General features: G+C 39.2%; 26 protein-coding genes, 5 tRNA genes, 1 other RNA gene and 1 riboswitch. Of the genes, 17 read left to right on the forward strand and 15 right to left on the reverse strand.

Annotated elements, in window-relative coordinates:
* Position 1: 1 nt before the first annotated feature.
* Positions 2 to 1,114, reverse strand: a complete 1,113-nt coding sequence (locus MKL33_RS10290; protein ID WP_032042202.1) for a tartrate dehydrogenase — start codon at positions 1,112 to 1,114, stop codon at positions 2 to 4.
* A 103-nt stretch (positions 1,115 to 1,217) separates the two neighbouring features.
* On the opposite strand from MKL33_RS10290, the gene MKL33_RS10295 reads away from it, so the two are divergent.
* Positions 1,218 to 2,198 (forward strand): LysR family transcriptional regulator, encoded by a 981-nt coding sequence (locus MKL33_RS10295; RefSeq protein WP_032042200.1) that lies wholly within the window; start codon positions 1,218 to 1,220, stop codon positions 2,196 to 2,198.
* Between the two features lie 54 nt (positions 2,199 to 2,252).
* Here the strand turns inward: MKL33_RS10295 and MKL33_RS10300 are convergent, their stop codons facing one another.
* The 5 genes from MKL33_RS10300 to coaD all read right to left on the reverse strand — a co-directional run bounded on the left by MKL33_RS10300 (position 2,253) and on the right by coaD (position 4,866).
* The gene (locus MKL33_RS10300) at positions 2,253 to 3,437 is read right to left on the reverse strand and encodes a porin (protein WP_270906912.1); all 1,185 of its coding nucleotides are present in this window, start codon (positions 3,435 to 3,437) and stop codon (positions 2,253 to 2,255) included.
* 148 nt (positions 3,438 to 3,585) lie between these two features.
* A tRNA-Met gene (locus MKL33_RS10305) sits at positions 3,586 to 3,662 on the reverse strand.
* A gap of 64 nt (positions 3,663 to 3,726) precedes the next feature.
* An RNA gene (rnpB, locus tag MKL33_RS10310) (RNase P RNA component class A) lies at positions 3,727 to 4,082 on the reverse strand.
* Positions 4,083 to 4,109: 27 nt separating this feature from the next.
* Positions 4,110 to 4,373 carry a YfhL family 4Fe-4S dicluster ferredoxin gene (locus MKL33_RS10315; RefSeq protein ID WP_005070936.1) on the reverse strand — a complete coding sequence of 88 codons (264 nt, stop codon included), beginning with the start codon at positions 4,371 to 4,373 and terminating at the stop codon, positions 4,110 to 4,112.
* A gap of 1 nt (position 4,374) precedes the next feature.
* Positions 4,375 to 4,866 carry a pantetheine-phosphate adenylyltransferase gene (coaD, locus tag MKL33_RS10320; RefSeq protein WP_005070938.1) on the reverse strand — a complete coding sequence of 164 codons (492 nt, stop codon included), beginning with the start codon at positions 4,864 to 4,866 and terminating at the stop codon, positions 4,375 to 4,377.
* 134 nt (positions 4,867 to 5,000) lie between these two features.
* Here coaD and smpB point away from each other — a divergent pair, with 134 nt between their 5' ends.
* Positions 5,001 to 5,477 carry an SsrA-binding protein SmpB gene (gene smpB / locus MKL33_RS10325; RefSeq protein WP_002120348.1) on the forward strand — a complete coding sequence of 159 codons (477 nt, stop codon included), beginning with the start codon at positions 5,001 to 5,003 and terminating at the stop codon, positions 5,475 to 5,477.
* A 48-nt stretch (positions 5,478 to 5,525) separates the two neighbouring features.
* On the opposite strand, the gene MKL33_RS10330 is transcribed toward smpB, so the two are convergent.
* From MKL33_RS10330 to rluD, 3 genes are all read right to left on the reverse strand, one after another.
* Positions 5,526 to 6,077, reverse strand: coding sequence for a flavodoxin family protein (locus MKL33_RS10330; RefSeq protein ID WP_005075275.1), 552 nt, complete (start codon positions 6,075 to 6,077; stop codon positions 5,526 to 5,528).
* Between the two features lie 188 nt (positions 6,078 to 6,265).
* Positions 6,266 to 7,003 (reverse strand): peptidoglycan editing factor PgeF, encoded by a 738-nt coding sequence (gene pgeF, locus MKL33_RS10335; protein WP_005070942.1) that lies wholly within the window; start codon positions 7,001 to 7,003, stop codon positions 6,266 to 6,268.
* A 10-nt stretch (positions 7,004 to 7,013) separates the two neighbouring features.
* Positions 7,014 to 8,066, reverse strand: coding sequence for a 23S rRNA pseudouridine(1911/1915/1917) synthase RluD (gene rluD / locus MKL33_RS10340; RefSeq protein ID WP_005075271.1), 1,053 nt, complete (start codon positions 8,064 to 8,066; stop codon positions 7,014 to 7,016).
* Positions 8,067 to 8,137: 71 nt separating this feature from the next.
* Between rluD and MKL33_RS10345 the strand changes: the two genes are divergently transcribed.
* Both MKL33_RS10345 and MKL33_RS10350 read left to right on the forward strand, forming a co-directional pair.
* Positions 8,138 to 9,301 (forward strand): outer membrane protein assembly factor BamD, encoded by a 1,164-nt coding sequence (locus tag MKL33_RS10345; protein WP_032004253.1) that lies wholly within the window; start codon positions 8,138 to 8,140, stop codon positions 9,299 to 9,301.
* Between the two features lie 157 nt (positions 9,302 to 9,458).
* Positions 9,459 to 11,327, forward strand: coding sequence for a DNA primase (locus MKL33_RS10350; protein WP_270906913.1), 1,869 nt, complete (start codon positions 9,459 to 9,461; stop codon positions 11,325 to 11,327).
* Here the strand turns inward: MKL33_RS10350 and hemA are convergent.
* The gene (hemA, locus tag MKL33_RS10355) at positions 11,324 to 12,607 is read right to left on the reverse strand and encodes a glutamyl-tRNA reductase (RefSeq protein WP_270906914.1); all 1,284 of its coding nucleotides are present in this window, start codon (positions 12,605 to 12,607) and stop codon (positions 11,324 to 11,326) included. The genes MKL33_RS10350 and hemA overlap by 4 nt on opposite strands.
* A gap of 88 nt (positions 12,608 to 12,695) precedes the next feature.
* On the opposite strand from hemA, the gene MKL33_RS10360 reads away from it, so the two are divergent.
* From MKL33_RS10360 to panD, 11 genes are all read left to right on the forward strand, one after another.
* Complete coding sequence (locus tag MKL33_RS10360; RefSeq protein WP_270906964.1) at positions 12,696 to 14,405, forward strand: tetratricopeptide repeat protein; 1,710 nt, start codon at positions 12,696 to 12,698, stop codon at positions 14,403 to 14,405.
* Between the two features lie 4 nt (positions 14,406 to 14,409).
* On the forward strand, positions 14,410 to 14,988 hold the full coding sequence (lolB, locus tag MKL33_RS10365; protein WP_199985172.1) for a lipoprotein insertase outer membrane protein LolB: 579 nt from the start codon (positions 14,410 to 14,412) through the stop codon (positions 14,986 to 14,988).
* An 18-nt stretch (positions 14,989 to 15,006) separates the two neighbouring features.
* Complete coding sequence (gene ispE / locus MKL33_RS10370; protein ID WP_270906915.1) at positions 15,007 to 15,840, forward strand: 4-(cytidine 5'-diphospho)-2-C-methyl-D-erythritol kinase; 834 nt, start codon at positions 15,007 to 15,009, stop codon at positions 15,838 to 15,840.
* A tRNA-Gln gene (locus tag MKL33_RS10375) sits at positions 15,839 to 15,913 on the forward strand. Before ispE ends, MKL33_RS10375 begins: the two co-directional genes overlap by 2 nt.
* 26 nt (positions 15,914 to 15,939) lie before the next feature.
* Positions 15,940 to 16,014 (forward strand) — tRNA-Gln (locus MKL33_RS10380).
* Positions 16,015 to 16,034: 20 nt separating this feature from the next.
* A tRNA-Gln gene (locus MKL33_RS10385) sits at positions 16,035 to 16,109 on the forward strand.
* A 91-nt stretch (positions 16,110 to 16,200) separates the two neighbouring features.
* Positions 16,201 to 16,275, forward strand: a tRNA-Gln gene (locus MKL33_RS10390).
* Positions 16,276 to 16,311: 36 nt separating this feature from the next.
* Positions 16,312 to 17,262 carry a ribose-phosphate pyrophosphokinase gene (locus tag MKL33_RS10395; protein WP_002120445.1) on the forward strand — a complete coding sequence of 317 codons (951 nt, stop codon included), beginning with the start codon at positions 16,312 to 16,314 and terminating at the stop codon, positions 17,260 to 17,262.
* Positions 17,263 to 17,358: 96 nt separating this feature from the next.
* Positions 17,359 to 17,655 carry a 50S ribosomal protein L25 gene (gene rplY / locus MKL33_RS10400; protein WP_002120443.1) on the forward strand — a complete coding sequence of 99 codons (297 nt, stop codon included), beginning with the start codon at positions 17,359 to 17,361 and terminating at the stop codon, positions 17,653 to 17,655.
* Between the two features lie 20 nt (positions 17,656 to 17,675).
* Positions 17,676 to 18,257: an aminoacyl-tRNA hydrolase gene (gene pth, locus MKL33_RS10405; RefSeq protein WP_002120328.1), complete on the forward strand. Its 582-nt coding sequence runs from the start codon at positions 17,676 to 17,678 to the stop codon at positions 18,255 to 18,257.
* Between the two features lie 131 nt (positions 18,258 to 18,388).
* Positions 18,389 to 18,769, forward strand: coding sequence for an aspartate 1-decarboxylase (panD, locus tag MKL33_RS10410; RefSeq protein WP_002120296.1), 381 nt, complete (start codon positions 18,389 to 18,391; stop codon positions 18,767 to 18,769).
* Between the two features lie 45 nt (positions 18,770 to 18,814).
* Here the strand turns inward: panD and MKL33_RS10415 are convergent, their stop codons facing one another.
* Positions 18,815 to 19,375: a GDYXXLXY domain-containing protein gene (locus tag MKL33_RS10415; RefSeq protein ID WP_017387239.1), complete on the reverse strand. Its 561-nt coding sequence runs from the start codon at positions 19,373 to 19,375 to the stop codon at positions 18,815 to 18,817.
* A complete protein-coding gene (locus tag MKL33_RS10420; RefSeq protein ID WP_270906916.1) occupies positions 19,372 to 21,156 on the reverse strand; it encodes a DUF2157 domain-containing protein in 1,785 nt (594 codons plus the stop codon). The genes MKL33_RS10415 and MKL33_RS10420 overlap by 4 nt, the downstream gene beginning before the upstream one ends.
* A 176-nt stretch (positions 21,157 to 21,332) precedes the next feature.
* A riboswitch (FMN riboswitch) is annotated at positions 21,333 to 21,483 on the forward strand.
* Between the two features lie 90 nt (positions 21,484 to 21,573).
* Between MKL33_RS10420 and ribB the strand changes: the two genes are divergently transcribed.
* A complete protein-coding gene (ribB, locus tag MKL33_RS10425) occupies positions 21,574 to 22,233 on the forward strand; it encodes a 3,4-dihydroxy-2-butanone-4-phosphate synthase (RefSeq protein WP_005070969.1) in 660 nt (219 codons plus the stop codon).
* A gap of 58 nt (positions 22,234 to 22,291) precedes the next feature.
* Here ribB and MKL33_RS10430 read toward each other — a convergent pair whose 3' ends face one another.
* Positions 22,292 to 22,966 carry an HAD-IA family hydrolase gene (locus MKL33_RS10430; RefSeq protein ID WP_014205944.1) on the reverse strand — a complete coding sequence of 225 codons (675 nt, stop codon included), beginning with the start codon at positions 22,964 to 22,966 and terminating at the stop codon, positions 22,292 to 22,294.
* Positions 22,967 to 23,063: 97 nt separating this feature from the next.
* Here MKL33_RS10430 and MKL33_RS10435 point away from each other — a divergent pair, with 97 nt between their 5' ends.
* Entirely contained in the window at positions 23,064 to 23,831 is a 768-nt protein-coding gene (locus MKL33_RS10435; protein WP_016144494.1) for a hydroxymethylpyrimidine/phosphomethylpyrimidine kinase, read from the forward strand.
* Positions 23,832 to 23,875: 44 nt separating this feature from the next.
* Here MKL33_RS10435 and lysM read toward each other — a convergent pair whose 3' ends face one another.
* Together lysM and acpP are read right to left on the reverse strand one after the other, a co-directional pair.
* A complete protein-coding gene (gene lysM / locus MKL33_RS10440; RefSeq protein ID WP_002120434.1) occupies positions 23,876 to 24,349 on the reverse strand; it encodes a peptidoglycan-binding protein LysM in 474 nt (157 codons plus the stop codon).
* A 186-nt stretch (positions 24,350 to 24,535) separates the two neighbouring features.
* On the reverse strand, positions 24,536 to 24,772 hold the full coding sequence (gene acpP / locus MKL33_RS10445) for an acyl carrier protein (protein ID WP_001279871.1): 237 nt from the start codon (positions 24,770 to 24,772) through the stop codon (positions 24,536 to 24,538).
* Between the last annotated feature and the right edge of the window lie 20 nt (positions 24,773 to 24,792).

The raw sequence follows: 24,792 nt of genomic DNA on the forward strand, positions 1-24,792 counted from the left end.
GTTATTCCATAGCGAACACGTCCATTTTAATTTGGGCTACACACGATGCAATTGCATCTCCTACCTCATAAGTTTTTGCCTGACCACCGATATCGGCTGTCTTTGGCCCATTAATTAATACATGCTCAATCGCCTGCATAATGTCCTGACCTGCTTGAATGCAACGTTCGTCTTCTTCGCCAAAGAATTCGAACATCATGGCACCTGACCAAATCGCAGCGATTGGATTGGCAATTTGTTTACCGTAAATATCTGGTGCCGAACCATGTACAGGTTCAAACAATGATGGGAATTTTCTTTCTGGGTTTAAATTTGCCGAAGCAGCCAAACCAATAGTTCCTGTACATGCAGGGCCTAAATCGGAAAGAATGTCGCCAAATAAATTCGATGCAACAACCACATCAAAGCGTTCAGGTTGTAAAACAAAACGAGCTGCTAAAATATCAACGTGCTGTTTATCGGCTTGAATTTGTGGATATTGTTTTGCCATCGCATCAACGCGTTCATCCCAATACGGCATGCTGACGGCAATACCATTTGATTTGGTCGCTGCTGTAATTTTTTTCGCATCACGCTGATTTGCAAACTCAAATGCATAACGCAAAATGCGATCTACACCATGACGCGTAAATACGGCTTCTTGTAAAACAAACTCTCGATCTGTTCCTTCAAAAGCCTTACCACCAATGGCTGAATATTCACCTTCACTGTTTTCACGGACCACGTAGAAGTCGATATCGCCCGGTTTTTTACCTACTAAGGGACATTTAACACCCGGCATTAAGCGCACTGGACGTAAATTCACATATTGGTCAAAACCACGACGGAACTGGAGCAACGAACCCCAAAGTGAAATATGGTCAGGTACTTTATCTGGCCAGCCTACAGCGCCAAAATAAATTGCATCGTAACCCTGCAAAGTTTCAAACCAGTCATCCGGCATCATTTTGCCGTGCTCTAGGTAATAATCACAGCTAGCCCAATCGAAAGCATCTAACTGAAGATCAATGCCGTACTTCTCTGCTGCTGCCTTTACAACCTTAATGCCTTCTGGTAGAACTTCTAAACCAATGCCATCGCCTGCAATCGTGGCAACTTTATATCTTTTTGCCATAAGCTTCCTTCACACCTTCGCCTAATATCCTTGTATGGCTTAAACATGATGTTTTAAGCAAAAATGATCAACAACAGAACTATCACTCCAATGGACACGGATCGTGAACAATCTACCTAACCTATCGGATTTAAAGGTTTTTTGCACAGTCGCCAAACTAAAAAGTTTTGTCGAATCTGCTGAGGAACTTGGGACATCGCCAGCTTTTATTAGCAAGCGAATTAATATTTTAGAAAACACGTTAAGCTGCAAACTTTTTCATCGCAGTACACGTCATGTTAGCCTGACGGAAGATGGCAAACTCATCCTTGAGAGAGTTTCAAATATTCTTGAAGAATTTGATGAAGTCTGTGAACTGGTAAATAACCCACTCAGTACGCCTACCGGTCGTATGGATATTATTAGTAGCTTTGGTTTTGGCAGAAAGCATATTGCACCAATTCTGTCTAAATTAATGATGCTTTATCCAAAACTTCAGATTCATTTTGATACCATCGACAATACCAAAGACCTGATTCAACACAGTATTGATTTAGACATCAGAATTGGTAATGAAATTGCACCAAATATGATTGCGAAGAAGTTAGCTTCCAATTTTCGAATTTTGTGCGCATCGCCAAGTTATTTACTTAAACACGGCGTACCAGACAGCATTGAAGATTTGCAAACACATGATTGTTTGACGATTAGTGAGCGTGATCAATCATCTGTGCTATGGAAATTTCGACATACTTCTGAAGATGTCTCGGTTCATGTCAAACCACGCTTTGTTTCGAATAACGGCGAAATTATTCATCAACTTGCCATAGAAGGCCACGGGATTATTTTCCGATCAATTTGGGATGTTGCAGATGAATTAATTACAGGTCAACTCCAACACATTTTGCCCGAATATTGGCAAGATGCAGATGTTTGGGCAGTTTATCCATCACGACTCAAAAGCTCATCTAAATTACAAACCTGCATTTTGTTTATTCAAAACGAATTGCTCAATCGTTTACAGCATGTGCAGAACTTAAGTCGTGGACAACTCATTTCACCAGCCGTCAAACGAGAACCGCCGCCTGAAAAAGTCTTTTTATGAAAAAAAGCCCTAAGTGAGGCCTATTCACTTAGGGCAATCGTTTACTTTTAAATTTTAGAAATAATATCCAATTGAAAGATAAAACAGTTTATCCCAGTCATTACTGCTGCCTTGTGCAAGGCCATTTGCCCCACCACCTACCATTGGGTCATTCTTACTCATAATATATTCACCCTGAATACCAATGGCTTTGTAATTAAAATAAATCCCTGCTATTAAGCGTTCAGAGTCTTTATAACCATCCTCATCTTTAAAAAAGCGGCTATGAGAGATATAAGGCTTAATATTTTCAAGTTTGTGAAATGGCTGAGCAAAGGTATAGTTAATTTCATTGACTAGATATTTGCCTTTATTAGCGACTTGATACGGGTAATCAAATGCTCCAATGGTTGAGCTATTTGGAAATAAATTATCACCATTGGTGACATCTTGCTTACCTACTAAGAACATCCATTGCCATGCTTGATATTGCGTTTGAGCAAATACATTCCATGACTTGCGGTGTCCATCTTCGTCTGTTCTTTTATTTTCTAAATCAGAATACCAAACTGAACCACCTAACTCGGTCGAAATTTTTTGAGCTTTATCAAGCTCAAATTTTCTAGAGGCCCGCGCGATCCACATATTTTTTTCTTCAATGTTGGTTCCTACCGTCAAGTCATCAGCTTCAACGAAATTACCGCTGTATCTACTTGAGTCTTTTGACGTTCCCTTATAGTTTCCTCCATCAGTTGGATAGAAACCTAAGGTCAAATTGTATTTATCATCTGCAAATTTATATTTAATCCCCAGATTATCAATATCTTCTAAACCAACGGTATTTAAAAGCGTTTCGTAATAACTACTTCCCCAAAATTCACCAAAGCCAAAATCAACGGGTTGCAAACCTGCCGTGATTCTCTGCTGATCAGATAATTTATAACCTACCCAAGCTTTTTTTAGAAAAATCGCATCACACAAGCGATCATATTGATAACAACGAGCATCTGCCCCTGCAATCCAATCTGGATTTTCATAACCTAGCACTAATTTAATATCAGTTAATCGCCAGTCATCATTTTGAGAACCTTCATTTGCATCAACCACATAATCTTTATGCAAATAACGAGAACGTACTGCGCCAGAAACTTTAAATTGTCCCGATTCCAAAGTTGGATCTCCCCAACTTAAATCAGCCGCAGAAGCCTCTACTCCCGCCGTTAAACTTAAAATTCCTAAAAATAATAATGACCTTTTCATGTCTTCAACATCCTTGTTAAGTGTTATAAGAACATGAAGAAATTGATCTAGACAAACAATGCCATAACTATAAAGTCGGTCTTTACAAACTGTGTTTAATCAAAAAATGAGCATAAAAAAAGACCACGCAGGAGCGTGGTCTATAAAATGGTGGCTATGACGAGACTTGAACTTGTGACCCCCGCATTATGAGTGCGGTGCTCTAACCAACTGAGCTACATAGCCGAAAACTGTGCGCGCATTATCTTAACTTCTTTAACGCACGTCAAGAAAAATTTTAAATAAAATGAGGTGAAGTGAGCCTATAAGCCGGGTTCTGTCGAGGATGGTCATTCCTCTAGGCGTACAATCACTCATACGCTCAAGCGACCTACCCGAATCCAGTACGGGCCGTACCTCAGGATTCCTATTTGGTCTTGCTTCTGGTGGGGTTTACCATGCCGTGAACTGTTACCAGACACGCGGTGCGCTCTTACCGCACCCTTTCACCCTTACCTCACGAATGAGGCGGTCTACTCTCTGCTGCACTTTCCGTCGGCTTTCACCGCCCAGGCGTTACCTGGCACCCTGCCCTATGAAGCCCGGACTTTCCTCCCCTGCTTCAGTCACGAAGACCTCCACAGCAGCGACCATCCAGCTCACTTCAGGGGCGCATATTAACAAATTTATTTACTAATTGCTTGTGCTTTTTTGAGCAATTAATTTTTTATATTTGTCGAATAGCTCATCTTCCGTCTCCACATGCTGCGGATCTTTAGGAATACAGTCCACTGGACAAAATAACTGACATTGCGGCTGGTCATGATGACCAACGCATTCAGTGCATAAATCTGGGTGAATTTCATAAATCACTTCACCCATGAAAATAGCTTCATTTGGGCAAACTGGTTCACAAACATCACAGTTTATGCATTCATCGGTGATATATAACGACACTTTACCAACCTTGTTGATGTTTACGTTCAAAAGCCTCAACCACAGCTTGTGGAACAAACTTGGTTACATCCCCTTTTAAACGAGCAATTTCTCGAATCAATGTCGAAGAAATAAATGAATACTGCTCAGATGGTGTTAAAAATACTGCTTCAAAATGTGGGTCAAGTTGACGGTTCATATTGGCAAGTTGAAATTCATATTCAAAATCAGAAACTGCTCTTAAACCACGAAGTACTGCTGTTGCCTTTTGTTCTTTGAAAAAATTAACGAGCAAACCATCAAAGCCTACAAATTCAACATTTGATAAATGGCTGAGTGATGTTTGGGCCAGTTCAACTCTCTCTTCTAGACTGAACAAAGGGTTTTTATGATGTCCAATTGCAATTGCTACTACAACCTCATCAAACATTCTTGATGCTCTAGTAACTAAATCAACGTGTCCATTCGTGATGGGGTCAAATGTTCCAGGATAAATTACACGCGTTTTAGACATCCGCTAGTACTCTAATTGTATTGTGAACCTATTTTAGCAAAAGTTATACATCAGGCGAAATATTGACGTGCAGGAAAAACTTCACCTTAGCATCAGTTTACGGCACAATAGGCATAATTGTGGAAGTTTGAATTATGGCGAAAGCGACAGTAGTGAAAAAACATAATGGCGGAACCATCGCACAAAACAAACGTGCCCGCCATGATTATTTTATCGAAGAAAAATTTGAAGCTGGTATGTCTTTACTCGGCTGGGAAGTAAAGTCTTTACGTGCTGGTCGCATGAGTTTGACAGAAAGTTATGTCATTTTTAAGAATGGTGAAGCGTTTTTATTTGGTGCACAAATTCAACCGCTCCTTTCAGCATCTACTCATGTAGTACCTGAAGCTACACGTACACGTAAATTATTATTATCACGCCGAGAACTAGAAAAGCTAACAGGTTCAGTTAACCAAAAAGGTTACTCATGTGTTCCTTTAGCATGTTACTGGAAAGGTCACTTGGTTAAACTTGAAATCGCGCTTGTGAAAGGTAAACAACTTCACGACAAACGTGCGACTGAAAAAGATCGCGATTGGCAGCGTGATAAAGCTCGTATATTTCATAAGTAATTAAATAAAAAGCCTCTTTTTAGAGGCTTTTTTATATCGCGGAATTTATTAATTTAATCTATATAAGAGTCCAGCAATATATTCGCCAAACCATTTTGCAGTATCTAAATCGCCTTGTGGAGGAGTAATTTCAACAGGTGCATTATCTGACTGTGTCATTAAACCTAAACAACTCGATAATCGGTTTAAATCTTTTTCACTATGCCCAGTCGTCATTAAAGGTAAACCTGACCAAAGCATGCCATGTTGCATCGCAAAAATATTTAATTGTTGTAATACCGCTAATTTATCGCCACTCAACCCACCTGAGTTTGCAAAGCCAGCTGCAAGCTTCCCTTGCCACAAACGCTCTTTCCAACGTTTAGAAGTACTGTCCATAAACTTTTTAAAGTCAGCGGTCATACTCCCCATATAGGTAGGCGAACCAAAAATAATACCGTGCGATGCATCAAGTGCATCCCAATCAATATGTTCAATATTCATTAAATGTACTTTTACACCCATCACCTCTGCCCCAGCAGCAATAGCGGAAGCTACCTTCGCGGTATGACCATATGGACTGTGGTAGACAATAGAGAGATGTTTTTCAGGCAAAGACATAAGATTAAAATTTTGAGCGATTTTTTCTATTTTATCATTTTATTAACGCTTGCTAAACCTTCATCTATAAATATGAAATATAAGGCTTTCACTACCGCATACGATTGAAATATTTTCAAATTAAATAAAAAACTCTCTTATTTTAGTGAATATAAAGTAAGAGAGTCATTTAAGGCGGTTATCAAAACTTACATAAAAACAAACGTAGCCATACGTCCTGTCTTCGCATCACGACGATAAGAAAAATACTCATCACCCTGTTGATAAGAACATTGATCTCCACCTAAGACTTGTTGCACACCTAGACTTTGCAAAATAAAGCGTGCAATGGCATATAAGTCTGCATGAAATTTATTTGGAGCCACGCCCTCAACAAAGGCTGTTTCCAACTCTGGATATTTATCACAAAAAGCAGTTTTTACTTCAGCCCCAATTTCAAAACAAGGTTGGCTGATTGCAGCCCCTAACCATGCCCAAGTTGGAGGATTCTGCATAGCGGCTACTGTATTTTCAATAATGCCACCAGCCAAACCACGCCAACCGGCATGCAAATTAGCAACTTCACTGCCTTCAGCATTTCCCAACACGACAGGTAAGCAATCAGCCGTCATCATCATTAAAGCATGGCCTTTTGTTTGGGTGACCAAACCATCGCCAATTAAAGCTTTAAAAGGAATTTGTTCATTTACAGTATGGCAAATCGTACTATGCGTTTGAGTCATCCATGTCATTTTTTTAACACCAAATTTCGCAAACTCATCTAACAATATCATTCGATGCTGTTGAACACGTTGTGCCTCATCTTTGACATGTAAAGCTAAATTAAAGCCAGATAATTCAAGTTGATCCGTTGGTAATGCCAAAGGATGTTGAACACGTGTCTGCCCTACAAATACGCCTTGAGGTAAACCTTGAACAAATTCCATATGCACGTCCTTAATATGCAGCGTTTTCTGAACGTAACACATTTACTAAATGTGTAAAGTCTTCAGGCCACGGCGCTTCAAACAGCATTTCTTCACCAGTACGAGGGTGTTTCAAGCCCAATTTCGCTGCATGCAATGCTTGACGTTTAAAACCACGTAAAGTTTCAATGAGCAATTCAGATGCACCAGCCGGTACACGTACACGGTTCATATAAACCTGATCGCCAATCAAGCCATAACCAATGTAACTAAAATGTACACGGATCTGATGTGTTCGTCCTGTTTCAAGACGAGCTTGTACACGAGTAAAATCTTTAAAGCGTTCTTTTACATTGTAGTGAGTTACCGCATCTCGCCCACCCGGTAAAATTGCCATTTTCACACGGTCAACTGGGTGGCGTTTGATTGGTTCATCAATCGTACCGCCAGCAATAATATTTCCATAAACAACCAAATCATATACACGGTAAACCGTTTTATTTGCCAACTGTTTACTTAAAGAAAATTGAGCTTCTAGGCTTTTAGCGACAACCAGTAAACCACTGGTATCTTTATCAATACGGTGTACTAAACCAGCGCGCGAAAGTTCTGCCAATTTTGGGAAATGGTAAAGCAAAGCATTCACTAAAGTTCCAGAACTATTGCCTGCTCCTGGATGTACCACCATGCCTACTGGCTTATTAATGACTAAAATATCATCGTCTTCATAGACAATATTAAGTGGAATATTTTCAGGTTGACTCGTCGTCTGGGCTTCGAGCTCTACTTCAAGCGTAAGTAGCTCTGTTCCTTCACAACGGTGCTTAGGCTTGACAATGTTACCATTCACCAACAGATGGCCATCCTTCAACCATTGCTTAAGCTTTTCACGCGAAAACTCGCTCCATACCAAAGCTGCTACCTGATCGATACGTTGCCCCAGATAGGTTTCATCTAGCTGAACTTGCAACGATAAACGTGTTGCAGTTGTATCAGAAGTATGGTTATCTGCATCCTCAGAATCTTCAAGTAAATTGAAGTCGGTTTCAGAGAAGTTTGTGTTTGAAGATTGTGCTGAAGTCATTTGATCATTGAGATAAAAGTGGTTTAATAGCGCAATTGTAGCTCATTGCCCAACATAACAGAGGAGTTTTTATGTCGCTACCACGTTATAAAATTACGATGCTTGCCTTATCTTTAGGCGTAGCGTCTGCATTTGTGGGCTGTAGCAGCAATCCAAGTAAAAAAGAAGTGGTCGATACTGGCCCTCAATCTAGTGAACAAGCTTACTTCGAAAAGGCCCAAAAGTCGCTTGACCGTGGTCAATATCTTGATGCGACCAAGTCTTTAGAGGCAATCGATACTTATTATCCGACTGGACAATACGCTCAACAAGCACAACTTGAACTTCTATATTCGAAATTTAAACAAAAAGATTATGAAGGCGCCATTGCCTTAGCAGAACGTTTTATTCGTTTAAATCCTCAACATCCAAATGTGGATTATGCTTATTATGTTCGTGCTGTTGCCAATATGGAGCAAAACTACGACAGTTTGATGCGTTATACCTCTTTGCAACAGTCCCATCGTGATGTGAGTTATTTAAAAGTTGCGTATCAAAACTTTGTTGATTTAATTCGTCGTTTCCCCAGTAGCCAATATTCTGTTGATGCTGCTCAGCGTATGAAATTCATTGGGCAAGAACTTGCTGAAAATGAAATGACTGCTGCCCGCTTCAACGTTAAACGTAAAGCTTGGATCGCCGCTGCAGAACGTTCGCAATGGGTGATTGAACACTATCCACAAACACCTCAAATTCCAGAAGCTTTAGCTACTTTGGCATATAGCTATGACAAGTTAGGTGATAAAGCTACTTCGCAACAATATATTGAAGTTTTAAAGCTTAATTATCCAAGCCTTGTGAAAAAAGACGGCACAGTTAACATGCGTGCTGCTCGTAAAGAAGGTAACTGGATCAACCGTGCAACTTTAGGTATCTTCGGTCGTGAATCGACTGCTGCAACGCCAGAGAGCACAACTGAAGCAGAAGCTCCAAAACGTGGTTTCCTCAACCGTGTTAGTTTTGGTTTAATTGGTAATTCAGATAAAGAAGAAACTGAAGCACCAGAACAAACACCTGTTGAAGCTCCTAAGTCTGAACGTAGTTGGACAAACCGTTTAAGCTTCGGTTTATTAGACAAACCTGAGTCACAAGCAGCAGAAAATACAACTGTTGCACCAGCTGTAACCTCTACTGAAGCTTCAACTGATGTTCAATCAGATGAGGCAACACAAGGTGCGGATGACGCTGCTCAATAAGTTTAAGCTTTAAAAAACATCAACAAACAGGCAAGTGATATCACTTGCCTGTTTGTTTTTATAAAATATTAAAATATTTATTGGGCATATCTCGATTCATCATGTCAGAATATTCTGACTTACTGTCTCATCAAGTTTTAATACGGTTATCTGAATTATGGCAATTCCACAACATACGATTGATCAAATTTTAGATCGCACAGATATTGTCGATCTGATTGGTCAGCGTGTGAAATTGAAAAAAACCGGACGTACATATTCCGGCTGTTGCCCTTTTCATCAAGAAAAAACGCCATCATTCCATGTCTACCGTGACAAGCAGTATTATCACTGCTTTGGTTGTCAGGCTAACGGAAATGCAATCCGTTTTCTTATGGATATTGATAACCGAAACTTTATTGAGGTAATGAAAGAATTATCGAGTAGTACTGGAATTGAATTACCCAAAGATAATACTGAAAATAAAAAACTATCTTATACCCGTCAGGTTACAAAGCCACCCGTTACTAAAACAAATGCAGCAGAGCCTGTCATTCCACAGCAGCCATCAGATGAAAGCTACAACACACTTGAACCCGTATTTTTTGATGACCCTTTTGCTCAGTTCGAACAGCCATTTAGCTTTGATGAACCCGTTCAAGAAGGTAATTTATATGACTTACTGGAAAATATTGCTCAGTTCTATGAACAACAATTACCTCATAGTCAAAAAGCCAAAAATTACTTTAAACAGCGTGGACTAACCAATCAGACGATTCAGTTTTGGCGCTTAGGCTATGCTCCAGAAGACTGGCAACACCTAGAAAAAGCTTTTCCTTATGATATTGACGGTTTAAAACAACTCGGACTTATCCGCTCAAGTGATAATGGGCGTGATTTTGATTTGTTACGTGACCGCGTTATTTTCCCAATTCGCGACCCTAAAGGTCGAGTCGTTGGTTTTGGTGGGCGTGCATTAAATGATGAAATCAAGCCCAAATATATTAACTCGCCAGATTCAGAAGTCTTTCATAAAAATCAGCTACTTTATGGACTTTATGAAGGTAGAAAACTTAAATCTAGCGATTGGTTAATGGTCGAAGGTTATATGGATGTCATTGCGCTTCAGCAATATGGCATTACAGGGGCCGTAGCAACGTTAGGGACTGCAAGTAATACAGAACATCTTAATATTCTATTTAAACAAAATAGCCGAATTACCATTGCTTTTGATGGTGATGCTGCTGGTCAAAAAGCAGCACGCAGAACTTTAGAAATTGCTTTACCCCTTCTCAATGATGGTCGTGAACTCAAATTTTTTGTTCTACCCAATGATCACGACCCAGACTCTCTCATCCGTCGAGAAGGACTCGAAAATTTCCAAAAACTATTACAACAAGCTCCTCTTCTGTCCGATTTCGTGTTTGCTCACTTAACAGGTCAACACGATATCAGTACGCCTGAAGGGAAAAGTTTAGTCATGGGAGAACTCAGAGAACTAACTGAACTCTTACCTAAACAAGGTTCTTTCCGCTACTTGCTTACTCAATCTTTCCGTGAAAAACTCGGTTTAGGTAAACGTTTTACCCCACAAATTAGTCACGATGCATCTTTATCTTTTAACATTCAAACCAAAGACGAAGATTTTGCGATTGCAATTTTAATGCATCATCCTTTTCTTTATATTCATTTCGAAGGATTACGGGCTTATATTCAGCAAGATGAATTATTGGCTAAAGTACTGGCAATCTTAAACCGTATTTTTGATGATTTACCGGATGATCAAGAGCTGGCAACTTATTATGTGCTTGGTGCGTCTAGTAGTTACTGTCATGAAATCGCCGATATTATGCAAAGAACAAATATTCAGGCATTAACACAGGCACCTGAGGTAGCTGACAAGTTAGCTAAGGAATATTCGCTAAGTCTGCAAGAAAGATATTTACGTCAGAAGCTGAAATCACCGATTTCTTTAATTGAATCAAGAAATCTAAGACAACAATTGAATGAATTAACAAAACAAATTAGCTTAAAGTTGTTGTCTTAATGTTTTGGCTTACGCTCATGATCAAATACATCCTGTAAATGCTGTTGTAACCATTCAAAATAATCAGGATTTTCTGCTTTAGCAGCTTCACGCAACAAGATAGATGTGGGATGCATAAGTTTTTGCGTCAAACGGTGAGCAAATTGCTGTAACACCTGTTCAGCATTCTCACCATGATGCAAAGCTTCTAGTGCATGTGTAAGCTCTTGTTGACTAATCTCTTCACTGTGCTGGCGGTAAGCATGAATTGTACTACCCGCCTCTTTAACCTTTTGATGAGTAATAAGCTGAGTAGCTAATTGATTAACCATGACCTCTGCTTCAACAGCCGCCTGACGACGTTGAGCAAGGTTCTCATCAATCACACTTTGTAAATCATCAACACCATATAAATAGACCCCATCAAGTGCTTCAACTTTAGGATCTATATCACGTGGTACCGCCAAATCAACCATTAACATTTGTTGGTAGCGGCGTTTTTTTAATGCGGCCTTAACATCAGAATAAGCAATAACTTGATATAAACTTCCAGTACAACTCGACACAACATCAGCACGATATAAATTCTCTGCTAATGCTGAAAACTCAATAATTTCAACTTCAACCTGATGTGCAATTTCCTGAGCCAACTGATCAGCGCGCTCACGGCTACGATTACAAATAATAATCTTCGCGACACCCATTTCAGCCAAATGTTTAGCCACCAAGCTATTCATTTCACCCGCAGCAACCACCATAACAGTAAGCTTTTCAGGCTTACTAAAAACCTGTAAGGCCAGTTGTGCAACTGCATAACCCATTGAAACAGCATGACTACCTACCGCTGTTTCGGAACGTACCCGTTTAGCTGCATAGAAAGCGTATTCAAAAACACTATTTAATTCAGCAGAGACTGTTTGAGCTTCTTTAGACAATGCCAAAGCGCTTTTAACCTGCCCTAAAATTTGTGGCTCACCAAGCATGAGAGAGTCTAGACCACTCGCCACTCGCATTAAATGTGTAATGGCCTGCGTATTCTCGTAACGATAAACATGATGAATTAACTGCTTTACATCAATATTATTGGCATCGGCTAACCATTTTAGAAGGCTTTCGGCGTTTTCTGCCATGGCATAAACTTCTGTACGGTTACAGGTCGAGACGACCACCAAATCCTTTAAGTTTTGGTGATGGCGTTGTTCGGCAAGCAAACGACTTAATCGCTCTGCATTGAAAGCAATTTGTTCGCGGAGTTCTACAGAAGCTGTTTGATGGTTGACACCCAATGCAAAGAAAGACATATCAGATCATCATTTCGCTAAATTTATGCTATTGTGCAACATCGGTGTCATAAAAAGCATTACTTTGGATCAATAAAAATTGCGTCAAATGAATAGCCGTATTAATTTTAACGGTGCTTCGATAAGACAGTATTCTACCACATTCTTGTTGTTAGGTAGCATGTCCTCGTATGTCTATGCACGTCCTGTGCAAGAGACCTATGCCGTGCATTCATTTGATCAGGCACTAGAGCAAACGATGGTCGCTGAATTTGCTCTAGCTTATGACGATATTCCAAACGCTTTGCATAATTACACAGTGCTTGCAATTAAAAGCAACTCTACATCAATTAAGCAGAGAGCTTTAGACGTTGCACTTGAATATAATGATTTACAAGCTGCGTTAAATATTGCTACACACTGGGTAGCTCAAGAACCTAAAGATGTACCAGCTTTATTTTATTTGTCACATATTGCTTTAAAAACGCACGAATATCAGCTTGCTGCTGAGACATTAGATAAAATTTTAAAGATAGATCCCACTGCCGATTTAGAACAAATTTTAGCTAGCATTGCTCCAGAAAATGCGCATGATCGAGAAGTACTATTAACAGCTTTACGTTCTAGCGCAGAAAAAGACAATCCTTCTATTTTGGCACTCATCGCCAATTTAGAGGCTCAAAATGGCCAATTACAAACTGCGCTAACCAACATTAACAAAGCATTACGTCGACGTCCTAAAGTAACGAGCTTTATTTTAATGAAAGCAAACTTACTTATTGCTCTCAGCGATCAAGAAGGTGCGCTTAAATGGTATGCAAAGTCGAGTCGTAAAAATAAGAAAAATTTAGATATTCGATTAGCTGAAATCCGCTATCTCATACAAATTAACCAATCTCAGCTTGCGTTAGAAAAACTTGAAAAGATTATAGAAACCAACCCTAAAGCTGAAGAAGCCTTATTTATTGCAGGCTTAACGAGTATTGATTTAAAGCAATATGACAAAGCAGAACAATATCTTGTTGACCTACGAAACTCGGCAAAATATCAAAATGAAGCGTATTACTACTTAGCTATTAATGCGGAGCGTAAACAGCATTATGAAACTGCAAAAGCATACTATCGTTTAGTTGATGGCAGTTTATATGTGGTATCTAGACGAAACTTGATCGCAATATATGATAAACAAGAAAATTTACACGATGCTTTACGGTTCCTTACTCAAGAACGAGTAAATTATCCTCAACATGCAAGTTTCTTATATCAAGCCCAAGCTGAAATCTTAAAGAAAATGGGCAATAAAAAAGCTGCACTAAATCTATTAGATGAAGCAATTAAAAACCTACCCGACGACCCAGAACTAATTTATGCGGAAGTTTTATTACTTGATCCATATACGGACCGCGACAAGCTGGACAAAACCTTAAAACAATTATTACAACTTGAGCCCAACAGCCCAACGTATCTAAATGCATATGCTTATACACTGGCACTGCAAAATCGTCGTTTAAAAGAAGCACGTCAGTATGCAGAGCAAGCATTAGAATATGCGCCTGAACAGGCCTCAATTCTTGATACGCTAGGTTATATTGCATTTTTACAGAATGATTATGAAGCTGCGGCGGAAGCCTTAGGCAAAGCGTATGAACTTAGCCATAATATAAATATTGGCGTTCGTTATGCTAAAGCTTTGTATATGCAAGGGTCACTCACGCAATTTAGCGCAGTGTTACAACAACTGAAACAAAAACATGCCAATGATCCACAATTACAACAGCTTGATGCGTTAATTTTACCTACATCTGCAAAAAAGAGTTAAATATATGAGCAAATTTGCCCAACTGTGCACAGCGATCTGTGGATCAAGTGTATTATTTCTAACCGGTTGTCAGCATTTTACTCAACCAAAACCTGCGGTTACCCAACAAGTTCAAAATGAAAAACACTTTAATTTACAAGGTAAGATTGGGGTTCGTACACCACAGCAAACTGGTAGTGCTTTTTTTACTTGGCTTCAACAGCAAGATAATTTTGATATCGAATTAAGCGGTATTTTAGGCGTTGGAAAAACCCAAATTCAGGGTAAACCGGGCGAAGTAACTTTAAATAGTTCTAAAACAGGACTTATTAGCGCAGCCTCTCCAGAAGAACTTTTAGAGCGAGCAACGGGTTGGCAAGCACCAATTACACACTTAACGAGCTGGATTTTAGCAAAACCAGCAACGCTAAATGCTCAAATTACTAAAGACGCTGCAAATCGAGTGAGTCAACTGATTGAAGATGGCTGGACGGTTAATTTCAGTTACGATGGTGAACAAACTTTGCCAAACAAACTGGTTTTAAAGCAGGCTCTTGCTGAAGATAAAGAAAACCGTATTACAATGGTCATCCAAAACCGCTAAGTCTAATTATATAAATCTATGATTCGAGTTCCTTCCCCTGCTAAGCTCAACCTGTTTTTACATATTACAGGCCGACGTGAAAATGGTTACCATGAGCTACAAACCATTTTCCAACTAATTGATTTATATGATTGGATGACATTTACACCGACTTTGGGCGAAGAAGTCAAAATCGATGGGTTAAGTGAAGTTCGACCTGAAGAAAATTTGATTTATCGAGCAGCCCAAATACTAAAACCACATGCAAAAAAACTTTGTGGCTTGGACATCAAAATTGAAAAAAATATTCCAATGGGTGCAGGTCTAGGTGGCGGTTCATCTAATGCCGCCACAACGCTTATTGTGTTAAATCAATTATGGAAATGTGGCCTAGAGCAAGAACAACTTGCGGACTATGGTGTTAAGCTCGGTGCTGATGTTCCAATTTTTATTTATGGTAAAAATGCATGGGCTGAAGGCATCGGTGAACATTTATCATTCATAGACTTAGATCAAAAACAGTTCATTATTTTAAAACCTGATTGTTTTATCAGCACTCAATTGCTTTTTTCACAAAAAACATTGACAAGAGACTCTAAGACCACTAAATTTTGCGCCTATCAGTTAGAACCTTCTAATTTTGGAAATAACTTTGAGCCACTGGCTCGGCAGTTATACCCTGAAGTAGAAGAAGCAATGCAATATTTGGATCAATTTGGTCAAGCAAAGCTTACAGGTACAGGTGCTTGTGTTTTTATTGAAGTAACGAATGAAATGAATATTGATGAAATTCTTAAACATTCACCATGTAAATCTTACTTGGTAAATAGTTTAAAAGAATCTCCTCTTAATCATTTTAAGGTTACACGTTAGGGGCGTCGCCAAGTGGTAAGGCACCGGGTTTTGATCTCGGCATCCGTTGGTTCGAATCCAGCCGCCCCTGCCAACCTCACCTGTAATGATGATTATATTAGGGGCGTCGCCAAGTGGTAAGGCACCGGGTTTTGATCTCGGCATCCGTTGGTTCGAATCCAGCCGCCCCTGCCATCATATATATCATCGAATTTAGGGGCGTCGCCAAGTGGTAAGGCACCGGGTTTTGATCTCGGCATCCGTTGGTTCGAATCCAGCCGCCCCTGCCATTCTCTTATTTTAAAGACAGACTTAATTGCTATGCTTTTTGTTGATTAATCTTGACATTGCATTGCAAAAATATTAAAGTTCTGCCGCATTAGGGGCGTCGCCAAGTGGTAAGGCACCGGGTTTTGATCTCGGCATCCGTTGGTTCGAATCCAGCCGCCCCTGCCATCTATTTCATTACATACCAACCGCCAAGGGTGCTTCATGCCCAATCTTGTCGTTTTTAGTGGAAATGCTCATCCACAGTTCGCTCAAAAAGTCGTAAGTCACTTACATATCCCTCTAGGTGCTGCATCAGTCGGTCACTTTTCTGATGGAGAAATTTCAGTAGAAATTACTGAAAATGTTCGTGGTAAAGACGTATTTATCGTTCAGCCTACTTGTGCCCCTACCAATGATAACCTTATGGAAATCTTGGTTATGGCAGATGCTTTGCGTCGTGCAAGTGCTGGTCGTATTACCGCTGTTATCCCTTATTTTGGTTATGCTCGCCAAGACCGTCGTCCACGTTCTGCACGTGTGCCGATTACAGCTAAAGTTGTCGCAGACATGCTTACCACTGTTGGTATTGACCGTGTCGTGATGATCGACTTACATGCTGACCAAATTCAAGGTTTCTTCGATATTCCAGTCGACAACATCTACGGTACTCCTGCTTTGCTTGCTGACTTACGTCAACAACAACATGACAACCTTATGGTGGTTTCTCCTGACGTTGGTGGTGTAGTACGTGCTCGTGCTGTTGCCAAACAGATGGGTGACATCGATTTAGCAATTATTGATAAACGTCGTCAAAAAGCCAATGAGTCGCAAGTTATGCACTTAATTGGTGACGTAAAAGATCGTGATTGCGTTATCGTAGACGATATGGTCGATACTGCTGGTACATTGTGTAAAGCAGCTGATGCGCTTAAGCAATTTGGTGCACGTCGTGTAGTTGCATACGCAACTCACCCTGTACTATCAGGTAAGGCTATTGAAAACTTACGTAATTCAGTTATTGATGAACTGGTTGTGACTGATACCATTCCTCTTTCTGAAGAAGCATTGACCTTAGGCAAGATCCGTCAGGTTTCTGTTGCTAGCATGGTTGCTGAAACGATTCGTCGTATTAATAACGAAGAGTCTATCAGTGCAATGTTCGATAGTTTATAATATTGCAGCTTTTTATAAACCCTAGCCTTGGCTGGGGTTTTCTATCACTAAACTGGTCGCAAGTTTAGTCTTTTAAACTTTAATGAGGATTTACTCATGGCAAACTTCGTATTAAACGCTCAAGCGCGTGCTGAAGACAAACAAGGGAAAGGTGCGAGCCGCCGCCTTCGTCGCGAAGCTTTAATTCCAGCTATCATTTATGGTGGCAACGCTGAGCCTGTAACTGTTACTTTAGAACTTCGTGAGCTTGTAAAAGCTTTAGAAAGCAATGCTTTCTTTGAAGAAGTTGTAGAAATCAAAGTGGGCGACAAAGTTGAAAACGTTAAAATCCAAGCGTTACAACGTCACCCATCTAAAAACACTCCTATGCACGCTGACTTCAAACGCGCATAAGTGTTTAAAGGCGTAGATTAGTGTCAAATATTTCGCTAATTGTTGGTTTGGGCAATCCTGGTTCAGAATATGCCCAAACCCGCCATAATGCAGGTTTTTGGTTCATTGAACAGCTTGCTGACAAATATGGCATTACATTAAAAAATGATCCGAAATTTCACGGAATCAGTGGACGTGGTAATATAGAAGGACACGATGTCCGTCTACTTCTACCCACTACATTTATGAACCGTTCTGGACAAAGTGTAGTTCCATTTGCAAAATTTTATCAAATTGCTCCCGAAGCAATTTTGATTGCTCATGATGAACTTGATATGAACCCTGGTGTAATTCGTCTTAAAACAGGCGGTGGACACGGTGGTCATAACGGTTTACGTGACATTGTCCCTCATATTGGTCCAAATTTTCACCGTTTACGTATTGGTATCGGACATCCTGGCTCGAAAGAGAAAGTTTCAGGTCACGTACTTGGAAAAGCACCAAGTAGTGAACAAAGTCTGATGGATGCAGCAATTGATCATGCCCTTTCTAAAGTGAAGCTACTTGTTCAAGGACAAGTTCCACAGGCCATGAATCAAATTAATGCATATAAACCCACTTAAATTGTTGAACAATCATGCTTGCTATCTTGCTTTTTTAGGAGCAAAATGCGCATCAGCCACTTTGCCAACCGCAAAAGCTAAAGATTTCACCATAAGATCTACATCTTAGGTCTACTCAGGAGACGCTAGCCATGCTATCTCGTTTATTAAAATGCAAAATTCACCGTGCAGTTGTAACCCATGCTGAACTTCACTATGAAGGTTCTTGTGCAATTGATGGCGTATTGATGGACTTAGCTGGTATTCGTGAATATGAAGAAATTCATGTTTGGAATGTAACCAATGGCAAACGCTTCACAACTTATGCGATTCGTGGTGAAGATAACTCTGGAATTATTTCAGTAAACGGCGGTGCTGCACATCAAGCAGACGTTGGCGATTTAGTAATTATTGCTACATTTGGTGATTTTACTGAAGCTGAAGCAAATATTCATAAACCACGTTTGGTATATGCTAATCCAAATAATACAGTCAACCACACAGCGAATTGCATTCCTGTTCAAGTTGCCTAATTTATTTTAAGAATAAAAAGCCCGCATTGACGGGCTTTTATTATTTTATAAATCCTTAATAGTTCCTTCCCACCAGTTCTTTTGTTTTTCACAATTTAATGGTTGAAGCTGTTCTCCTCGTAATTCGAACAATATCGCCTCTCCTTCAGGATTTACCTTAAATTCAGCATATTTGGCCTTTTCATAACATTGAGCCAAGCCTTCTGCAAACAAGAAACTGCGAGAGGCAGGATATAAAGCCTGTAAACGATTTTCAGGATTTTTTAAAATTAACCTCTGCCCAGCAAATGAATTATTAATATCTAAAATGGTACGAACTACGCGATTTTGTGAATCCAAAATAACTTTTGCGGGAACGGAAGAGCGATTAAAAATCACCTGTTCCAGAGCCTCACCTTCACTTCCTGCAAGAGCTTTAAGAGATTGTAAATGTAATTCATAAGCCAGTGCCATATAGTCACCTTGTAAAATTGAACGTGGATCAACTGGCTTAAGCTCAATGAAAATACTTTTACTATGGTGCAAATGCCATTCGTTTTTCGCCACTAAACCTGCAAAAAATAATAGGGTGATAACGGCAAGAATAAGAGAAAAATACTTTTTCATTCTTTCTCTCCTTTAACAAGATCATTTTTATTTTCACGTTGAAGTAACCAAGACAGGGCCAACAAAACAATGCCTGAAATAAAAATAGATGCACTCTTAGCTAGAAAAGTTATTTGTAGGTTGTAATAGAGCTGCCAGAACACAAAAACGAATACAGTTAAGCTCACTCCATACACAATATAATCTTTCTTTTTTAAGGCCCACGTTAAAATAATAAGTAGGATGAAAATTTCAAAATATCCCAACACAATAAGGAACACACCAAATATTAAAAAGGCGAAAAAAGTGAGTGCCTTAAGTTGTCGATATAAATGAAGAACACTAAAGCAAAGTAACCAGACAACAGGTAGCAAATATAAAACCCATACCTGCTGATCTATCAAATTTTCTGGTAACAGCTCCATAAAAGTATCGAAAAAAGAAGCTACAAGAATTACGACCAGCACGCATAAAAAAATACTACGCTCATATAGTGCTATTGTTTCCCTCTTAGGTAAGAGCACCAAACTAAAAACCAAGTAACTGAGCAAAGTTAAATTTAAATAAGTCTGAGTAGAATGTATTGACCACAATGAATGGTCCAGTTGTAGCAAATAGATAAAAGCTATGCCATACGTAGCAAGCATTTGAATTAAAATGAAGAACCAATGCGGTTTAAGAAAATAACTAATACATAGAATAAAACTCTGTGCAATTAAAACCCATAGAATTTGATCTGTTTCTGAACCAAGATGAAACAAGAAAGCGGTCTGCCCACTGATAAACAAACAATAGGCAAATTGCCGAAAGAAATAGCTTTGTGATTTCTTTAAAAGAATAAACGCCAATCCAACAAAAACAACTCCAATAACTAAAGAAATAGCTTCCCAAAACACCAGCGTAAAAGCTGCAAGTGCCAAGCCAGCAAGCCAAGCACCAATTGCCAATGGAATGACATAAAAGCGGCTTTGACGAAAAATTTTTATTAAAAGATAGCTAATCAGCGCGAACCAAATAAAAATAATGCCTGCAATCAATAAAAATATGAACTCATTAGAGTCTTTAAATAAGTTATTAACCCCATCTACAAGCCATATGGTTGCAGTCACACCCAGAACAGCTGCCATCAAACTAGCACATAGCTGATCATCTTTTTTGAAGAAATAATAAAAAGCGATTATTCCCGAAAAGAAGGCAGAAATTAGATAAGGAATATTCTCATTCGATAAATATTGAATCATTCCAATAATCGAAATAACGGCGAACCAAGCGATAAAGACAAATCGTAAAGCACGATATTTCTTTATACATACCCAAAACTCAATAAGGCTTAATAGATTTAGAGCAATTAAATATAAATAAGCAAACTTTTCAGACCAGAAAGTCTGTTTAAAAAATAAAAAAAGTGTAAGTTGGCTGGTAATACAAATTAGAGCAAAGATTCCAATATTTGGTCGATATAACCACGGCAGTAAAAGCAATGCCCAAATTAAAAAAAGCAAATAACTGTCTGCACCTGTTTGATAAACCTGTCCAATAACGGCCAAGCTTAAGCATATCATCAAACCACAAACGCTATGTAAGGTCTGCCTAACCCCATCACTTAAAGTATCTTTTATGCTGAACCATGCTGACACAAGTAATATAACGGGCGGGATAGCGAGTTGAATACTGTCTGGAAGCATCAACCAATTAGCAGCAATTAAATAAAGAATACTTACTGCCATAAATACATAACTGAAAATATGGAGATGCTGAATAAACGAGCTATTGGTCAGAGGATAATAGTCTCTTATCTGCATGAAACACCTATTTTATTTATAATTTTCTATAAAAAACATAGCATTCCATTTTCATATCAACAAGTAAGCTCTTGTTAAAAAGCCTATTTCGATTTATGAAAATGCTTATTCATAAAGAAACTTAGCATTCTATAAAAGCATCTAGCCAATTTTATCAAGCGCGCTATAATAAAACCCATCGCTTCAGGGCGGGGTGTAATTCCCCACCGGTGGTAGAGTTAATTTTTATAAATAGATTAACAAGCCCACGAGCTTAAATTGTGTAATTTGAGCAGATTTGGTGAAACTCCAAAGCCGACGGTATAGTCCGGATGAAAGAAGACGACGAACTGGGATAAATCCGTTTTATTTCAGTGCCAGCCTGTTTTTACATCAGTCCTGAAATGTTCAACCGTATTTTTACGAGAGCGTTTCATTATGTCTAGCTTAATTCAACCAGAACTTTTTTTCTCAGCTCTCTCTCCTGCTGAGCAACGCATTCAGCAAGCATTAGAAGATATCCGTCAAGGCAAGCCTGTCTTGGTTATGGACGACTTTGATCGCGAAAATGAAGCAGATTTAATTGTTGCAGCCGAAACTTTAACGGTAGAAACAATGGCACGCATGATTCGTGATGGCTCGGGTATCGTATGTTTATGCCTTACAGAAGAGCTAGCAGACCATCTAGAACTACCACCAATGGTTTCTCAAAACTCGAGCCAGTTTCATACCGCTTTTACAGTGACTATTGAGGCAGCTCAAGGCGTTACCACTGGTGTTTCTGCTAAAGACCGTGTAACAACTATTCAAACTGCTATTAAAGATGGCGCTGTTGCAAGTGACTTAAATCGTCCGGGTCACGTTTTCCCATTACGTGCACGTAATGGTGGAGTCCTTACTCGTCGAGGTCATACCGAGGGAACAATTGATCTAGCAAGACTAGCTGGGCTTAAACCCGCTGGCGTATTATGTGAATTAACCAATCCAGATGGCACGATGGCGTCGGGCATTCAAGTTTTAGCATATGCTCAAACTCATCACTTAACGGTGATTACGATTGAAGAACTTGTTCAATACCGCCAGCAACACGGTATTTAAATAAAAAAGGTTTGGCTTTAGATCAAAGCCAAACCTTCAAATTAAAACTTACGTATATTTAAGAAACTTTCTTTTGTGTTGCCAGTTCTTCAACATAGTCCAAAAGCTCAGAAAATTGCTTAATCATTGCTTTTGGCTGTGCTTGAGCAAGTTCCTCTGCTGTTCCGTAACCATACGTCACCGCTACCGCCTCAATACCATTATGACGAGCACCCAAAATGTCATATTGACGGTCACCGACCATTAAACACTCTTCTGGGTTTAATTGCTCATGCTCAAGAATATAATGGATAAGATCAGCTTTATTTGTGCGCTCACCCGTTAACTCACTCCCATAGATATGTACAAAGTATTGACTTAATTCAAAATGGTCCAAGATACGTTTTGCATAAATCGTTGGTTTAGCAGTTGCGACAAATAAACGATATCCTTCTTTTTTTAAAGCGCTAAGCGTTTTGGCAACAGATGGATACACTTCATTTTCGAACAGGCCAACCACCGAAAAACGCTCGCGATAAGCAAGTAAAGCTTGTTCAGCTAAAGCATCATCTTGAGTAGCTAATAATTTTGCGAGTGATGGCTTTAATGGTGGGCCAATTGTCCAGTCAATATCTAAATCGGCAGCCAATGGATAGCCTAATTTCTCCATTGCATAGCGAATTGAAGTATGGATTCCAACTTTTGGGTCTGTTAAGGTTCCATCTAAATCAATCAAAATATGTTTTATAGCCATTCAATCATTAACCCAGTAAAGTATTTAATTCAATTGGTCGAGAGTTTAATTAAACTCTCTTATACTAACGTAAATTTAAATTGAAAAGGAAATAACCGTGCGTCCAACCGTACTTTGTTTCTCGGGTTTAGACCCTTCAGGTGGTGCAGGTTTACAAGCCGATATCGAAGCAATTGGACAAAGTGGTGCCCATGCAGCAATTGCATGTACTGCCCTCACCATTCAGAACTCACAACAAGTATTTGGCTTCGAAGCAACCTCAAAAGAACTCTTATTAGCACAAGCAAATGCAGTTGTAGGTGACTTACCCATTAAATGTGTTAAGTCAGGCATGCTTGGCACAACAGATAATATTGCGGCACTAGCTGAATTTTTACGTGCTCATCCTGACTATCAGTATGTACTTGATCCTGTTTTAGTCGCAAACAGTGGCGGCTCTTTAGGTGATCAGGCAACTCTCGTTAAAGCGTTCGTTGAACTTATTCCTCTAGCCACAATTATTACTCCAAATACCGTTGAATTACGTGCTCTAACAGGTATTACTGATTTAGATCAAGCCACTCAAAAGCTTTTTGAAATGGGTGCTAAAGCTGTTCTAGTGAAAGGTGGACATGAAGATACACCAGATCATATTAAAAATAGTTTATATATCGATGGTGAACTAGCAGCGAGTAGTAGCTGTCCTCGCCTTGAAGGTGAATATCACGGCTCAGGTTGTTCTTTAGCTAGCTTTATCGCTGGCCGTTTAGCTTTAGGTGATTCTTTAAAAATTGCAGTACAGCATGCTGAAACATGGTTATTCGGTGTTTTAAAAAATGCAGACACCCCTGTACCAAACGGACAAAAGATTCCAAAGCGTTTTTAAAAGCACAAAAAAGGCGCTTAAAGCGCCTTTTTTATTAATCTTAATTATTGAGGAATACGTAAAACTTGTCCTGGGAAAATCTCATCAGGATCTTTTAACATTGGTTTATTTGCTTCAAAGATTTTTGGATATTGATTTGCATCGCCGTAAACTTCTTTCGCAATTTTTGAAAGGTTGTCACCTGATTTCACGGTATAAAATTTACTTTCCGGTTCAGGAGTTGCCACTGTCATCTGGTCATCTACTTGAGCCACATGATCAATGTTTCCAACAATAAGAATAATTTTCTCTTTATCTGCTTGGCTTTTTACCTGCCCTTTAATAATTGCGGTATCAGTAGTACCGTTATAGGTTACTGATAAGCCTTCTACCCCTAAGCCCAAACTTTTAATTAAACCTAATAATTTATTTGCAACTTCTTGTGCAGAAGGTTCTGCTGGTGTTGCTGGAGCTGGTTGTGGTTCTGCTGGTGCGGTATTTTTCTTGCCAATACCTTTTACAAAATCAAAAAGACCCATCTTTTAGTCCTCATATTATTGTTTATAGTAAAGTCATTAAACTGACCTTTATTGTTATACTTCAAAAAAGTTATACCTCTGCTATCAATTGAGGTTGATCTTGTAAAAATATGTATCTCTTAAATTTTTTCTAAAATAAAAAAAGCCACCTTACGGTGGCCTTCTTTTTATTCAGCAATATGCGAATTAACCAAGTTTTTTAGTTACATAGTCAATTGCAGATTGAACTGTAGTGATTTCGTTAGAATCTTCATCAGGGATAGTGATGTCGAAGTCGTTTTCGAAAGACATAACAAGTTCAACTAAATCTAAAGAGTCAGCACCTAAGTCATCCATAAAAGATGCTTCGTTTTTAATCTCTTCAGCTTTAAGACCAAGTTGTTCTGCAACCGCTTGTTTAACGCGTTGTTCGATATCGCTCACAGGAATTCTCCTCATTGCTT

It is taken from the genome of Acinetobacter sp. AOR43_HL, assembly GCF_027854635.1.
In the GTDB taxonomy this organism is placed as follows: Bacteria; Pseudomonadota; Gammaproteobacteria; order Pseudomonadales; family Moraxellaceae; genus Acinetobacter; species Acinetobacter pittii.

Bases quoted from the DNA above. Each gene is read 5' to 3' on its own strand.
- rluD (WP_005075271.1), bottom strand. From the start codon at position 8,066: ATGACTTCAGCACAATCTTCAAACACAAACTTCTCTGAAACCGACTTC.
- lolB (WP_199985172.1), top strand. From the start codon at position 14,410: ATGAGCAAATTTGCCCAACTGTGCACAGCGATCTGTGGATCAAGTGTA.
- MKL33_RS10415 (WP_017387239.1), bottom strand. From the start codon at position 19,375: ATGAAAAAGTATTTTTCTCTTATTCTTGCCGTTATCACCCTATTATTT.
- MKL33_RS10300 (WP_270906912.1), bottom strand. From the start codon at position 3,437: ATGAAAAGGTCATTATTATTTTTAGGAATTTTAAGTTTAACGGCGGGA.
- pgeF (WP_005070942.1), bottom strand. From the start codon at position 7,003: ATGGAATTTGTTCAAGGTTTACCTCAAGGCGTATTTGTAGGGCAGACA.
- MKL33_RS10360 (WP_270906964.1), top strand. From the start codon at position 12,696: ATGAATAGCCGTATTAATTTTAACGGTGCTTCGATAAGACAGTATTCT.
- lysM (WP_002120434.1), bottom strand. From the start codon at position 24,349: ATGGGTCTTTTTGATTTTGTAAAAGGTATTGGCAAGAAAAATACCGCA.
- ribB (WP_005070969.1), top strand. From the start codon at position 21,574: ATGTCTAGCTTAATTCAACCAGAACTTTTTTTCTCAGCTCTCTCTCCT.
- MKL33_RS10420 (WP_270906916.1), bottom strand. From the start codon at position 21,156: ATGCAGATAAGAGACTATTATCCTCTGACCAATAGCTCGTTTATTCAG.
- hemA (WP_270906914.1), bottom strand. From the start codon at position 12,607: ATGTCTTTCTTTGCATTGGGTGTCAACCATCAAACAGCTTCTGTAGAA.
- MKL33_RS10350 (WP_270906913.1), top strand. From the start codon at position 9,459: ATGGCAATTCCACAACATACGATTGATCAAATTTTAGATCGCACAGAT.
- rplY (WP_002120443.1), top strand. From the start codon at position 17,359: ATGGCAAACTTCGTATTAAACGCTCAAGCGCGTGCTGAAGACAAACAA.
- panD (WP_002120296.1), top strand. From the start codon at position 18,389: ATGCTATCTCGTTTATTAAAATGCAAAATTCACCGTGCAGTTGTAACC.
- ispE (WP_270906915.1), top strand. From the start codon at position 15,007: ATGATTCGAGTTCCTTCCCCTGCTAAGCTCAACCTGTTTTTACATATT.
- coaD (WP_005070938.1), bottom strand. From the start codon at position 4,866: ATGTCTAAAACGCGTGTAATTTATCCTGGAACATTTGACCCCATCACG.
- MKL33_RS10345 (WP_032004253.1), top strand. From the start codon at position 8,138: ATGTCGCTACCACGTTATAAAATTACGATGCTTGCCTTATCTTTAGGC.
- smpB (WP_002120348.1), top strand. From the start codon at position 5,001: ATGGCGAAAGCGACAGTAGTGAAAAAACATAATGGCGGAACCATCGCA.
- MKL33_RS10395 (WP_002120445.1), top strand. From the start codon at position 16,312: ATGCCCAATCTTGTCGTTTTTAGTGGAAATGCTCATCCACAGTTCGCT.
- MKL33_RS10290 (WP_032042202.1), bottom strand. From the start codon at position 1,114: ATGGCAAAAAGATATAAAGTTGCCACGATTGCAGGCGATGGCATTGGT.
- MKL33_RS10330 (WP_005075275.1), bottom strand. From the start codon at position 6,077: ATGTCTTTGCCTGAAAAACATCTCTCTATTGTCTACCACAGTCCATAT.
- MKL33_RS10430 (WP_014205944.1), bottom strand. From the start codon at position 22,966: ATGGCTATAAAACATATTTTGATTGATTTAGATGGAACCTTAACAGAC.